The 13803-nt window shown below is 58.0% G+C and carries 12 protein-coding genes; 6 read left to right on the top strand and 6 right to left on the bottom strand.

Annotation, left to right across the window (positions count from 1 at the left end; all coding sequences use genetic code 11):
- The first annotated feature begins 114 nt into the window (after nucleotides 1-114).
- The 4 genes from V1599_RS06025 to V1599_RS06010 all read left to right on the top strand — a co-directional run bounded on the left by V1599_RS06025 (nucleotide 115) and on the right by V1599_RS06010 (nucleotide 4879).
- Entirely contained in the window at nucleotides 115-828 is a 714-nt protein-coding gene (locus V1599_RS06025; RefSeq protein ID WP_395301199.1) for a DUF1120 domain-containing protein, read from the top strand.
- Between the two features lie 100 nt (nucleotides 829-928).
- Nucleotides 929-1600 carry a fimbria/pilus chaperone family protein gene (locus V1599_RS06020; RefSeq protein ID WP_395301198.1) on the top strand — a complete coding sequence of 224 codons (672 nt, stop codon included), beginning with the start codon at nucleotides 929-931 and terminating at the stop codon, nucleotides 1598-1600.
- Between the two features lie 17 nt (nucleotides 1601-1617).
- Nucleotides 1618-4029 (top strand): fimbrial biogenesis usher protein, encoded by a 2412-nt coding sequence (locus V1599_RS06015; protein WP_395301197.1) that lies wholly within the window; start codon nucleotides 1618-1620, stop codon nucleotides 4027-4029.
- Between the two features lie 145 nt (nucleotides 4030-4174).
- Nucleotides 4175-4879 (top strand): DUF1120 domain-containing protein, encoded by a 705-nt coding sequence (locus tag V1599_RS06010; RefSeq protein WP_112011032.1) that lies wholly within the window; start codon nucleotides 4175-4177, stop codon nucleotides 4877-4879.
- 39 nt (nucleotides 4880-4918) lie between these two features.
- Here the strand turns inward: V1599_RS06010 and deoD are convergent, their stop codons facing one another.
- The 4 genes from deoD to deoC form a co-directional block, all read right to left on the bottom strand.
- Nucleotides 4919-5638, bottom strand: coding sequence for a purine-nucleoside phosphorylase (gene deoD / locus V1599_RS06005; protein ID WP_065357047.1), 720 nt, complete (start codon nucleotides 5636-5638; stop codon nucleotides 4919-4921).
- Between the two features lie 131 nt (nucleotides 5639-5769).
- Complete coding sequence (deoB, locus tag V1599_RS06000; RefSeq protein WP_112011031.1) at nucleotides 5770-6993, bottom strand: phosphopentomutase; 1224 nt, start codon at nucleotides 6991-6993, stop codon at nucleotides 5770-5772.
- Nucleotides 6994-7045: 52 nt separating this feature from the next.
- Nucleotides 7046-8368, bottom strand: a complete 1323-nt coding sequence (deoA, locus tag V1599_RS05995; protein ID WP_112011154.1) for a thymidine phosphorylase — start codon at nucleotides 8366-8368, stop codon at nucleotides 7046-7048.
- A gap of 109 nt (nucleotides 8369-8477) precedes the next feature.
- Nucleotides 8478-9257: a deoxyribose-phosphate aldolase gene (gene deoC, locus V1599_RS05990; protein WP_297121013.1), complete on the bottom strand. Its 780-nt coding sequence runs from the start codon at nucleotides 9255-9257 to the stop codon at nucleotides 8478-8480.
- A 262-nt stretch (nucleotides 9258-9519) separates the two neighbouring features.
- Between deoC and V1599_RS05985 the strand changes: the two genes are divergently transcribed.
- The gene (locus V1599_RS05985; RefSeq protein ID WP_395301196.1) at nucleotides 9520-11067 is read left to right on the top strand and encodes a YjjI family glycine radical enzyme; all 1548 of its coding nucleotides are present in this window, start codon (nucleotides 9520-9522) and stop codon (nucleotides 11065-11067) included.
- Nucleotides 11042-11902, top strand: a complete 861-nt coding sequence (locus V1599_RS05980; RefSeq protein ID WP_112011028.1) for a YjjW family glycine radical enzyme activase — start codon at nucleotides 11042-11044, stop codon at nucleotides 11900-11902. Before V1599_RS05985 ends, V1599_RS05980 begins: the two co-directional genes overlap by 26 nt.
- Here the strand turns inward: V1599_RS05980 and V1599_RS05975 are convergent.
- Nucleotides 11891-12676 (bottom strand): TatD family hydrolase, encoded by a 786-nt coding sequence (locus V1599_RS05975; RefSeq protein WP_395301195.1) that lies wholly within the window; start codon nucleotides 12674-12676, stop codon nucleotides 11891-11893. The genes V1599_RS05980 and V1599_RS05975 overlap by 12 nt on opposite strands.
- On the bottom strand, nucleotides 12676-13728 hold the full coding sequence (locus tag V1599_RS05970; protein ID WP_297121024.1) for a patatin family protein: 1053 nt from the start codon (nucleotides 13726-13728) through the stop codon (nucleotides 12676-12678). The genes V1599_RS05975 and V1599_RS05970 overlap by 1 nt, the downstream gene beginning before the upstream one ends.
- Nucleotides 13729-13803: the final 75 nt, after the last annotated feature.

The raw sequence follows: 13803 nt of genomic DNA, 5'->3' as shown, positions 1-13803 counted from the left end.
CCATTAGAATCTGCGCACTTGTTATTCATGCACTTAAGAATAGCAAGCGTAATTAAGAATAATTTTATTCAAACAAGCTCAACATTATTTCATCTTTATGGTTAAGGAAAAACGATGAAAAAGCATCTTCTTGCTGCGGTATTATCTCTGACCGCAACGGCAGTATATGCCGATCCTACTGCTATGCTGAAAGTCCAGGGCTCGCTGACCACTGCGGGCTGCGTACCGGAACTCACTAACGGCGGTCTGGCAAATTTTGGTGAAGTGGGTCTGGACTCACTCTCTTCAGCCGTGCCTTATCAGGCCGGTCATAAAAACATGACGCTGACCATCAAATGCCAGTCGGCCACGCGCGTTGGCTGGGCGATTAAAGACGATCGCCCAGATTCAAACCTGGGTGCGAAAACCCTCGCCAGCGAATTTTACGTTGAAAACGGCACCGCAAACGGTGGGAGAGCCTCCGGCGCAATGCTGAGCGGCGTAGGCAAAACCAGCGCGGGTGAAAACATCGGCGGCTACGCCGTTTCAACCGACCTCTCCGCCGTAACCGCCGATGGCGTTGCGGTGCAGCCTATCGCCAGCACGCTGTATAGCGGCGGCACCATCAGCAGCAAAAGCTGGATCAACATGTGGGCAACCGGCATCATTTACAACAACGGCAGCGACGTCATGACCGTCTCCGCGATGGGCGCTCGCGCACCGCTGGCCTTCACCAGCGCCAGCTTCCCGCTGAAGGTCGCCCTGGCTATTGGACCGAGCAAAAACCTCACCCTGACGGATAAAACCGATCTCGATGGTCAATCCACCATCACCCTGGTTTATCTCTGATTGAGATCTTCTCTGAAAACGCCTCGCGTCCCGCGAGGCGTTTCTTTACTTCGCCGAACCCGTGAACGCTATGTCTACTAACCTGAAATCGTTGTCCTTAATGTCCGTACTCTATGTCGCCCTGTCATCCCCGCTGTTTGCAGCCGGAATGGTGCCTGAAACCACCCTGTTGATGATTGATGAAGCCAGCCATGGCGGCGTGATGAACGTCAAAAATACCGACACCATTCCTACTCTGCTCTATACCTCCATTGTTGATTCTGAAGATGATGTCGGGGTAAAGCTTACCGTGACGCAGCCTCTGGTCAGGCTTGAGCCAGGCCAGGAACAGCAGGTTCGCTTCATTCTTGAAACCGACAAGCCGCTGACCGTGGAACATTACAAGCGCGTCATTTTTGAGGGCATTCCGCCAAAGACCAGCGATAAAAACGTGAAGGTCGGGATCAATATTCGACAGAGCTTGCCGGTACTCATTCATCCTGAAACCCTGCCCGTTGTCACCGATGCCTGGACGCTGCTCTCCTGGTCCGTAGCGGGAAAGGAAGTGCAGGTGAAGAACAGCTCGCCGTATGTCGTACGCTTCAACACCAACGTGACGCTTCTTCCTTCGCGCACGGAAGGCGTATTGAACAAAACGTTCATCCTGCCGGGCGAAACCATGAACGTGCAAATGGATAAACCCGCCGGCAGCGCAGACAACGCCGTAGAGTTTAGCCCTGCCAGCCGATACGGGATCGAAGTCGAAAACTACACCGCTCCGCTTAAGCGTTAATTGACGGAGACGCGTTGGTGAAGGGATTCTTAGCGCATAACAGGCTGCAGCAGGCGGCGTTTGCTTCAGCCTTTCTGCCCGTCTTAACGCTGCACGCGGCCGAGCTGGACTTTAATACGGATATTTTGACAAACCGGGGTATCAGTACCAACCTCGCCCACTATTTCTCTGAGGCTCAGCGTTTCCTGCCCGGAAAGCATGCGCTGCAGGTTAAAATCAACGGCGTGGATAAAGGCATGCTGGCTGTCGAGATCGGTGAAGAGGGCCATCTCTGCGCGGATAATGATTTCACCGCAGCAACCGGCCTGCTGCCGCTGAAGACCCGTCCGGATGAAACGTGCCACGACCTGCTGAAGGACTACCCTTCCGCCACGATCACCCCGAAGCCAAATACCGATTCTATCGAGCTGTTCGTCCCCGCAGAAGCCATGGATAACGGATTCTATTCCGCAAAATATTATTCCTATGGTGGGGTCGCGGGTCTGATCAACTACAGCGCCTTCAGCAATTACAACCAGTACGGCAGCAGTGGCAGCAGCACCTATACCCAGGGGAATATTGGCACCGGCATCAACGCGGCAAACTGGACTCTGCGCAGTCATTACATCCTTACGGATGATAACGGCCAGCGCAGCGCGGAGAATTTGTATACCTACGCAGAACACGTCTTCGAAGCGCGTAAGGTGCGCGCGCAGGTGGGGCAGATCAACGTCAGTTCGGCACTGTTTAGCGGGGCGCAAATCACCGGGCTCCAGCTTTTGCCCGAAACGGGCCTCCAGCCGAATATTCCCTCGACCACCATTACCGGCATCGCCCGAAGCAATCAGGCCCGCGTGGAAATCCGTCAGTCCGGACAGGTGATTTACTCGTCAATGGTCAATGCGGGCCCGTTCACCCTGACGGACGTGCCGGTGGTGCGCGGCAACAGCGATCTCGACGTCAGCGTGATTGAAACGAATGGCGCAACCACCCGGTTTACGGTTCCGGCATCATCATTGAACCTCAGCGGATTCGCCCGCAGCGAGGGGCTGAGCCTGTCTTTGGGACAGGTCCGCGACAGCGGCAGTGCGGAGAGCTCCCCCTGGGTGTTCAACGCGTCAACCGGAACGCGGCTGGCCGCGCAGCTTTCTGGCGTAACCGCCGGCGTACTGGCGGAAAAGTATCAGGCGGCCGGCGGCATGCTGGAATGGTCAATTAACGACGACTGGATGATCTCCTCCACGGTGTTATTGAGCCAGTCTGACTTTTACGGCACTCAGCGCGGCGGCAAGGCCGAGCTGATGAGCAACCTTCTTCTCCCTTCCCAGCTTTCGCTGGGGCTTAGCGCAACGCAGTACCAGGGGGATTTCCGCGAGTTTACTGAAGCAATGGATGAGGGGTCGTTAAGCGCCCAAAATGCGTGGAGCGCAAACCTCAGCTGGAGCCACGATCTGCTCGGCGCCGTGTCTTTCCAGTACAGCGCCACGTCAGGCTATGAACAGGGGGATGATTCACGCTATCTGTTAGCCTCGTGGAGTAAGAGCCGAGGCCACGCGTCCCTTTCGGTCAACTGGCAGCACGCCATGAACAACAGCAGCGGCGACGATACCCAAAGCCGGGATGATGACCTGTTTTATGTCAACCTGAACCTGCCTTTTGGCGCAGAACGTATCAGCACCTATGTGCGCAGCCAGGGTGAAAATAAGACCTACGGCGCGCAGCTCAGCGGAAACGTCAGTCAAAACGTGAGCTACTCCCTCTCAGCCGATCGCGATCATAAAGATAAAAGCAACGCCTTCTACGGCAACCTCAGCTCCAACCTGCATTACACGCAGCTCGGTCTTTCAGCCGGGGTGAGCGATGGAGATCAGCGCAGCTACAGCACGTCGTTAAGCGGCGGGATCGCCCTTCACCGCCACGGCATGACCTTTACCCCCTACCCCATCAAGGAGACGTTTGGCATTGCGCGCCTGAGCGAACCGGAGAGCGGCATTGAGATCTCCACGCCGGACGGCACCGTCTGGACCGACTACTGGGGCCAGGCCGTGGTGCCCGGGCTGCGCGAATGGCAAAAATCACAGATTGTGATTAACACCGGCTCGCTGCCAAAAGGGATGGACCTGTCGAACGGGATTCAGTCCGTCTCGGCGGCCTACGGCTCGTTTGCGCAGGTTGACTTCAGGGTGCTGAATACCCGCCGCGTCCTGCTGGAAGTCAAACGAGAGAGCGGTGAATGGCTGGATCGCGGGCTAAGCATCGTCGACAGCAACAGTCACTACGTCGTCAGCGTGATGGATAACGGCATCGTCTTTATTTCCGACGCATCGGGCACCCCGGCGCTTTACGTTGTGGACGACAGGATGAACAAAATCTGCGAAATCCACTACTCCCTGAGCGATGAGAAAGATAAGGACGCGTATTACGAAAAAGCACAGGGCGTGTGCCGGTGAGGCTGGCCATCTTCAGTCGTGACGCGGAACAAACAGGATTCACTTTCGGGTGAGTAACCCGAGCGAATAAAAAGAAAATCAGTAAAACACCGTCGCTGTAACGACGTAATGAAATGCTTATTTAACTCTATGTTAAGGAAAAAAAATGAAAAAGAGTCTTCTCTTTGCCGCACTGGCGTTGGCCGCCACCAGCGCCCAGGCTGATGAAGCCGCCGTCCTGAAGGTGCAGGCCTCGCTCACGAGCCTTCCCTGCACGCCGGAACTCAGCAATAACGGCGTGATCGATTTTGGACGCGTGGAGGTGGGCGACTTGTCGCAAACCGAGGCAACGCAGCTGGGTGATAAAAGCCTGAACCTGACCATCTCCTGCCCGACGCCAACCAAAGTTGGCTGGAGCATTGCCGATAACCGCACCGAAACCAACGCCAGCACCGGCGGCACCGCGAATCTGAAGGTGATGAACGCCACGGCCAGCGGCGATGCCCTGCGCGGCTCCACGGCCACCTTCGGCCTGGGCAAGACCCATGACGGTAAAAACATCGGTGCTTACGCGATTTATACGCGCACGGCTGAAGTCACCGCGAACGGCGCGTCTGCCGAACCTATTCGCACGGCAGCAACGGCAGGAAGAGGAGCCAGCCGCTGGCAGAAAACGAATACGGGAACTATCGCCAATAAGGATTTAGGACTGATGAGCGTAGCGCGGACGGGTAAAACCGAACCGATGTCGGTGACGCGCGTTACCTTCCCGCTTAACGTCTCGCTGGCGGTGGAAAGCCTTAAGAAGCTCTCGTTGACGGAACGTACCGAATTTGATGGTCAGGCAACCATCAGCGTGGTGTACCTGTAAAGAAAAACCGGGCGGCGAAGGCCGCCCGACTGCACAACATTACTCTTTATCGCCCAGCAGAACGGATTCCAGCGCGATTTTGATCATGTCGTTGAAGGTGGTCTGACGCTCCGCGGCAGTGGTCTGCTCGTGGGTACGGATGTGGTCAGATACGGTGCAGATGGTCAGCGCTTTCGCACCAAACTCAGCCGCCACGCCGTAGATGCCCGCCGCTTCCATTTCCACGCCCAGGATGCCGTACTTCTCCATCACGTCGAACATTTCGCCGTCAGGAGAGTAGAACAGATCGGCAGAGAACAGGTTGCCCACGCGTGCGTCAACGCCCAGCGCTTTTGCCGCGTCAACCGCGTTGCGCACCATGTCGAAGTCTGCGATGGCGGAGAAGTCGTGATCCTTAAAGCGGATACGGTTTACTTTGGAGTCGGTACATGCGCCCATGCCGATAACCACGTCGCGCAGCTTAACGTCCATACGCACCGCGCCGCAGGAGCCCACGCGAATGATTTTCTTCACGCCGAAGTCGGTGATCAGCTCTTTGGTGTAGATGGAGCAGGATGGGATGCCCATGCCGTGGCCCATAACGGAGATCTTGCGGCCTTTGTATGTCCCGGTGAAGCCCAGCATGCCGCGAACGTTGTTCACTTCACGCACGTCTTCGAGGAAAGTTTCCGCAATGTGCTTCGCGCGCAGCGGGTCGCCCGGCATCAATACGACGTCAGCGAAATCACCCATTTCTGCATTAATGTGAGGAGTTGCCATCTTCAGTTCCTTTTCATTTTTAAATTCTCCCTCTCCCTGTGGGAGAGGGTTGGGGTGAGGGCATTAGACCGCACCCGTGTTTCTCGTGGGAGAGTGCCGGGGTGAGGCCATCAGACCGCACCCAAAATGATTCAGAACATAGCCTTGCCATATTCCATATCGGACGTACCAAAGTATTTCGCAATCGTCTGGCCGATGTCCGCGAAGGTTTCACGGTGTCCCAGCGAGCCTGGTTTGACTTTCGGGCCGTACACCAGCACCGGAATATGCTCGCGGGTGTGGTCGGTACCGGTCCAGGTTGGGTCGCAGCCGTGGTCAGCGGTCAGGATCAGAATGTCGTCTTCTCCTACCAGCTCCATCAGCTCCGGCAGACGGCGGTCGAACAGCTCCAGACCGGCAGCATAGCCCGCCACGTCGCGACGGTGGCCCCAGGAGGAGTCGAAGTCGACGAAGTTGGTGAAGACAATGGTCTTGTCGCCCGCTTCCTTCATCTCTTTGATGGTCGCATCAAACAGCGCGTCCAGACCGGTGGCTTTCACTTTTTTGGTAATGCCGCAGTTAGCGTAGATATCCGCGATTTTACCCACGGAGACCACGTGGCCGTCTTTCTCTTCGACCAGCTTTTGCAGCACGGTAGGCGCCGGTGGCTCAACGGCCAGGTCATGACGGTTACCGGTACGCTGGAAGTTACCCGCCTTGTCGCCGATAAACGGACGCGCAATCACGCGGCCAATGTTGTAACCGCCTTCGGTCAGCTCTTCACGGGCGATTTCGCACAGCTCGTAGAGTTTATCCAGGCCAAATGTTTCTTCGTGGCAGGCAATCTGGAATACGGAGTCAGCGGAGGTGTAGAAAATCGGCTTACCGGTTTTCATGTGCTCTTCGCCGAGCTGGTCCAGGATCACGGTACCGGAAGAGTGGCAGTTACCGAGGTAGCCCGGCAGGTTGGCGCGCTTCACCAGCTTGTCCAGCAGCTCCTGCGGGAAGCTGTTCTCGTGATCGGAGAAATAGCCCCAGTCGAACAGCACCGGCACACCGGCAATTTCCCAGTGGCCAGACGGGGTATCTTTACCGGAAGAGAGCTCGTGAGCCCAGGCGTAGGCGCCCACCACTTCCGCGTTGCCGTCCATACCGGCTGCGATTTTACCGGTAGAACCTTCATGCGCCTTCACCAGACCGAGGCGGGTCAGGTTTGGCAGATTCAGCGGGCCTTTACGACCGTTGTCCGCTTCGCCCTTCGCACAGGCTTCCGCGATGTGGCCCATGGTATCGGAACCCACGTCGCCAAAACGTTCTGCATCTTCGGTTGCGCCGATGCCGAATGAGTCCAGCACCATAATAAATGCACGTTTCATAATTGTTCTCCGTACTCAGTGCTTAAAAAATAGGGATCAGATCAGTATACAGTCATTCGATGATGCGACGATAGACGCAAGGCGTGCTTTCTGGTGCTTTATCGTCAAGGGTAATGGCCGCTTTCACCGCTTTCGCCGCATCCTGCCAGCTGGCCTCATCCTTCGCGTGGATCACCGCCAGCGGGCGCTGCCCGTCAACGCTGTCGCCCAGACGGGCCATCTCGGTAAAGCCGACGCTGTAGTCAATGGTATCTGATGCCTGACGACGACCGCCGCCCATGGAAACGACCGCCATGCCGAGCGCGCGGGTATCCATCGCGGAGACAAATCCTTCCGCGTCGGCATATACCGCCTTGCTGAGCATCGCGGTTGGCAGATATTTCGCATAATTCTCAACGAAGTCGGTTGGGCCTTTTTGCGCCGCCACCATGCGGCCAAAGATCTCCGCCGCCTTACCGTTGTCCAGCACCGCCTGAAGTTTGGCGCGCGCCTCCGCGTCGTCTTTGGCCAGCTTGCCGGAGATTAACATCTCAACGCACAGCGCCATGGTGACGTCGAGCAGACGCGGGTTGCGGTATTCGCCCGTCAGGAACTGCACGGCTTCGCGCACTTCGACGGCGTTACCGGCGCTGGACGCGAGGACCTGGTTCATGTCGGTCAGCAGAGCGGTCGTACGCACGCCCGCACCGTTGGAGACGCCCACAATGGCTTCCGCCAGTGCGGCAGAAAGTTCATAGGTTGGCATAAACGCGCCGCTGCCCACCTTCACGTCCATCACCAGCGCGTCCAGGCCTTCCGCCAGCTTTTTAGCCAGAATCGAGGCGGTGATCAGCGGGATGGAGTCTACGGTGGCGGTAATATCACGCGTCGCGTAAAAACGCTTGTCTGCCGGAGCAAGCGAGCTGGTCTGGCCGATAATCGCCACGCCAACGTCTTTAATAATGTCGCGGAAGCGGCTGTCGTCCGGGAAGATATCGAAGCCCGGAATGGCTTCCAGCTTGTCGAGCGTACCGCCCGTGTGGCCCAGGCCACGCCCGGAAATCATCGGAATGTAACCGCCGCAGGCGGCCACCATCGGGCCAAGCATCAGCGAGGTAACATCACCCACGCCGCCGGTGGAGTGTTTATCCACAATCGGGCCGTTAAGGTTGAGGCTTTTCCAGTCCAGCACGGTTCCTGAATCTCGCATCGCCATGGTCAGCGACACGCGCTCAGGCATCGACATATCGTGGAAGAAGATGGTCATCGCCAGGGCGGCAATCTGCCCTTCAGAGATGGTGTTATCACGAATGCCGTTGATAAAGAAGCGGATCTCTTCGTCGCTTAATGCATGACCATCACGTTTTTTACGAATAATTTCTTGTGCGAGAAACACGGTAACCTCCATGCGGAATCGGGGGAATTGTGGCGGGTGGCGCTACGCTGACCCGCCCTACGACCCTGTAGGCCGGATAAGCGAAGCGTCATCCGGCATTGGCTGACAATCAGTAGCTGCTTGCGCTCTTACCGTCGCCGTGACCCAGCGCTTTCAGCAGGCTTGCCAGCAGGCTGGATGCGCCGAAGCGGTAGTGGCGGGCATCGGCCCAGTCGGCGCCGAACAGTTCGTCCGCGATCGCCAGGAACTGCTGCGCGTCTTCCGCGGTGCGCACGCCGCCCGCCGGTTTGAAGCCAACGGTTTTTGATACGCCCATATCGCGGATCACTTCCATCATGATGCGCGCGCTTTCCGGCGTCGCGTTCACCGGCACTTTACCGGTAGAGGTTTTGATGAAGTCCGCGCCGGCTTTGATGGAGATTTCAGATGCTTTGCGAATCAGCGCTTCTTCTTTCAGCTCGCCGGTTTCGATGATCACTTTCAGCAGCACGTCTGCCGCGGCGCATGCGTCTTTACACGCTTTCACCAGGTCAAAACCTACCTGCTCGTTGCCGGCGATCAGCGCGCGGTACGGGAACACTACGTCAACTTCATCCGCACCGTAGGCAATCGCCGCGCGGGTTTCTGCCAGCGCAATCTCGATGTCGTCGTTACCGTGCGGGAAGTTCGTCACGGTCGCGATACGCACGTCCGGCGTGCCCTGCTCGTTCAGGGTTTTACGCGCGATAGGGATAAAACGCGGGTAAATGCAGACGGCAGCGGTGTTGCCGACGGGGGTTTTCGCCTGATGGCACAGGGCGATGACTTTCTCATTGGTGTCGTCATCGTTCAGGGTGGTCAGGTCCATCAGCTTCAGCGCGCGCAGGCTGCTTGCGGTTAAATCGGTCATAACATTCTCCAACGGCATCGCCGTATAAATTTCACCTTGCGGTCTGTGACTATTCTAACATCCAGCCGCACTCACACTTCGACATTCATCACAGTTAATGAAAACTTCATGCAAATTTGCATTACTGTAATGAGATCGACGTCAAATTTTAACCCGATAACGGCTGCCTAAAACAGCGGTTACCCCTGTGGGATCAATAGCCCCGACGGGATCGCTTCTTAAAATTCTCGGCATCATCCGCAGAACGATAAAGGAAGCGAATATGTCCCACGCCAGCCCCGATGACATGCAGCAACGTTGCCAGCAAATTGTGACAAGCCCGACGTTGAGCCCCGAGCAGAAGCGTCATTTGCTGGCGCTGGAAGCGGAAGACAACCTCCCCTACCCGGCGCTCCCGGCCGCAGCCCGCGCCGCGCTGGACGAAGGCGTTATCTGCGATATGTACGAGGGACACGCCCCCTACAAGCCGCGCTACGTGCTGCCGGACTACGCCAAATTCCTCGCGAACGGTTCAGACTGGCTGGAGCTGGAGGGGGCGCAGGATCTTGATGACGCGCTGTCGCTGCTCACCATCCTCTACCACCATGTTCCCTCCGTTACCTCCATGCCGGTGTACCTGGGCCATCTGGATGCACTGCTGCAGCCGTATGTTAAAATTCTAACACAAGAAGAAATCGATAGCCGAATAAAACGTTTCTGGCGCTACCTGGACCGCACGCTGCCGGATGCCTTTATGCACGCCAACATCGGCCCGGAAGATACGCCCGTCACGCGCGCCATTCTCAGCGCCGATGCTGAGCTTAAGCAGGTTGCACCCAATCTGACCTTTATCTATGACCCACAGGTCACGCCGGACGATCTGCTGCTAAACGTCGCTAATAACATATGTGAATGCAGTAAACCGCACGTTTCTAATGGCCCTGTGAATGATAAAATTTTCACAAAAGGACGCTACGGCGTGGTTAGCTGTTACAACTCCCTGCCGCTCGCGGGCGGCGGCAGCACCCTGGTGCGCCTCAATCTGAAGGCGATTGCCGAGCGCAGCGAATCCATCGAGGACTTCTTCACTCGCGCCCTGCCGCACTACTGCCAGCAGCAGATTGCCATCATCGATGCCCGCTGCGATTTCCTCTATCAGCAGTCCGGCTTCTTTGAGAATAGCTTCCTGGTGAAAGAGGGGCTGATCGACGCCGATCGTTTCGTGCCGATGTTTGGCATGTACGGCCTCGCGGAAGCGGTCAATACGCTGTGCGAAAAGGAAGGTATCGAAGGACGTTACGGCAAGGACGAACGGGCGAACGCGCTGGGCTATCGCATCAGCGAACAGCTCTCGACGTTTGTCGACAAAACGCCGGTAAAACACGGCTGGAAGCAGCGGGCGATGCTGCACGCCCAGTCGGGGATCAGCTCCGACTCAGGCACCACGCCGGGCGCGCGCCTGCCCTATGGCGATGAGCCCGATCCCATCAGCCACCTGCTGGCCGTTGCGCCACACCATCAGTATTACCACGCCGGGATCAGCGACATTCTGACGCTGGAAGAGACGGTTAAGCGCAACCCGCAGGCCGTCGTCCAGCTTTGCCTGGGCGCGTTCAGGGCCGGGATGCGCGAGTTTACCGCTAACGTCGCCGGTAACGATCTGGTACGCGTGACCGGGTACATGGTGCGTTTGTCGGATCTTGAGAAGTACCGCGAGGCGGGGTCACGCACTAACACCACCTGGCTCGGCGAGGAGGCCGCGCGCAATACCCGCATTCTGGAGCGACAGCCGCGAGTGGTGAGCCATGAACAGCAGATGCGCTTTAGTTAGTCAGGTTATCCCGTTTTCCTGCGTGGACGGGCCGGGCAGCCGCCTGGCGCTGTTCCTGCAGGGGTGCAACCTGCGCTGTAAAACCTGCCATAACCCGTGGACGATCGGCCGCTGCAACGACTGCGGCGACTGCGTTCCCCACTGCCCGCACGATGCGCTAAACGTGCAGGCCGGCCGCGTCTGGTGGCAGGAGAGCCTCTGCCACCAGTGCGATACCTGCCTGCATCTGTGCCAGCAGCAGGCGACGCCCATGGCGCAGCGCTACAGCGTCGAGGAGATCCTCGCGCAGGTCCGCAAGGCCTCGCCCTTTATTGAAGGGATCACCGCGAGCGGCGGCGAAGCGACAACCCAGCTGCCGTTTTTGATCGCCCTGTTTTCAGCGATCAAAGCCGACCCTGCCCTGCGCCACTTAACCTGCCTGGTGGACAGCAATGGCCTGCTGAGCGAAACCGGCTGGCAGAAACTCCTTCCGGTGCTTGACGGGGCGATGCTGGATCTCAAGGCGTGGGGCAATGAGCACCACCGCTTCCTGACGGGGCGCGACAATCCTCAGATTAAGCAGAGCATACGCTGGCTGGCCGAACGCCAGCGCCTTACCGAGCTGAGGCTGCTGGTGATTCCTGAGCGGTGTGATTATATGGACCATTTTCCCGCCCTGGCGGCGTTTATCCGCGCGCTTGGGAGCATTCCGGTGCGCATTAACGCCTTTCACGCGCACGGGGTTTACGGCGAGGCGGCGTCATGGCGCAGCGCCACGCCGGATGACGTGGAGCCGCTGGCGCGGGCGCTTGAAAAACAGCAGATTACGGTGCTTCGTCCGGCGCTATACCTTTAGCGTGATGCCGAACGTTGCGCGGGTGTTTTCGAGCAGCGCATCGGCAATCACATCCTCCGGCTCCTTTCGCAGTTCGCACAGTTCAGCAAACACGCGCGCCGCCTGCTCCGGGCGGTTAGGCTGGCCCTGAAAGCCGCTTAACGGCATATCCGGCGCATCGGTTTCCAGCAACAGCGCCGAGAGAGGGAGCTGCGCGATGACGTCGCGGGTTTTGCTGGCGCGGGGATAGGTGATCGTCCCGCCCACGCCAATCCTGTAGCCGAGTTCAATAAACCGCTGCGCCTGCTGCAGGCTGCCTGAAAAGCCGTGCACGACGCCGGTGCGCGGCAGGTTCTGGCGTTTAAGGTGCATCGCCAGCTTGTCATGCGTACGGCGGGAATGGAGGATCGCCGGCAGATCGTGACGCTTTGCCAGCCGAAGCTGCGCATCCAGGATCGCCTGCTGACGCTCAAACTGCGGATCGTCCCGGTAGAGATCGAGGCCGATCTCGCCGATGGCGACGAGCTTGCTGTTCGGCTTTTTCAGCGCGTCATCCAGCCTGTCGATATCCCCATCATGATGATGCTCAATGACGATCGGATGCAGCCCCAGCGCCGCGAATACCGCATCGTGATGCCGGGCGAGATCGAGCACGCGCTCGAACCTGTCGGCCTGAACAGACGGTACAATGATGGCCCGCACCCCCGCCTGCGCCGCGCGGACGATGCTGTGCGGCTCATCTCCCGTAAACGGCGGAAAGTCAAAATGGCAGTGGGTGTCGACAAAGCGGTGCATTACGCCAGGTCCTCGTTATCAAACGCGGTGTCGTTTGCCTGTGCCACATCCACCAGCGGCACGTCGAGCACGTCGTTGGCCACGACGGCGGGCGGCGTAATGATCGTTTTATGCCGGCGAATCGGCGGCTGTGCTGCCAGCATTTTGCCCACCGTCGCGAGGAAATAGCGTCCGCACAGCCGACCGGTTTTATAATCCTGGCGCAGCGCGGGTAAACGGCTGCCGAGCGCCATGCTGACCAGCGGCCTTGGCGGATAAATTTCAAAGATACGCAGCTTGCCCGGCGGTTTTTCAATAAAACGCTGCATCTCGCCGTAGCTGGACTCGTGCCGATGGGCGATGTCCACCAGCGGCTGCAGGCTGCTGTCGCCCAGCCAGCGCTCCATGCGCTTAAACCACTGCGGGGTGTAATACATTTGCGAAGGCACCGTGCGGATCACCACAATGGTTTTTGCGCCACGGCGCGCCGCTTCCTGCACGGGCACCGCGTCGCTAATGCCGCCGTCCAGATAGTTGATCCCCTCCAGCAGCGCGCCCGTACGGTAAAAGCCGGGAATAGCGCTTGATGCGCGGATAATATCGAGCCAGTTCTCTTTCTGCGGTGAAAAATAGCTGGGGGAGTAATCATCGCCTTTGCTGGCGCACATCCAGAACGCTTTACCGGTATCGAAAAGTCGCGCCGCCGTATCCATCGCCAGCGGCATTTGGCTGGAGGTGGAATCCAGCAGCCAGTCTAAATCGATAAGATTTCCGCCGCGCACGAAGCGCACAGGATTGAAAAACTCTTTCGCCGTGGTGTAGCGCATGATGACTTTTCGGGCGTAGCCGGGCTGGTTGCAGACGTAGGCAGACAGGTTTTGCGCCCCGGCAGAGGTGCCAAAATAGAGATCGAACGGGTTAAATTGCGCGCGCATAAATTCGTCCAGCACGCCGGCCGTGAAAATGCCGCGCTGTCCGCCGCCTTCACATACCAGCGCAAGCTGGCCTGCGTGAAACGGTTTTAGCGCGAGCGGCGCAATATTTCCGAGCGTAACGGGTATTCGCTGCCCCACCTCTGCTTTCCTGTTTTTATTGTTCTGTGAAGACACAGTACCGCACTCAGGTACGATTACTCAAACAAGAAAAGC

The organism is Enterobacter sp. ECC-175 (assembly GCF_043968675.1).
Classification (GTDB): Bacteria; Pseudomonadota; Gammaproteobacteria; order Enterobacterales; family Enterobacteriaceae; genus Enterobacter.
Note: the sequence above shows the minus strand (reverse complement) of the source record. Positions and strands in the feature narration are given on the sequence as shown.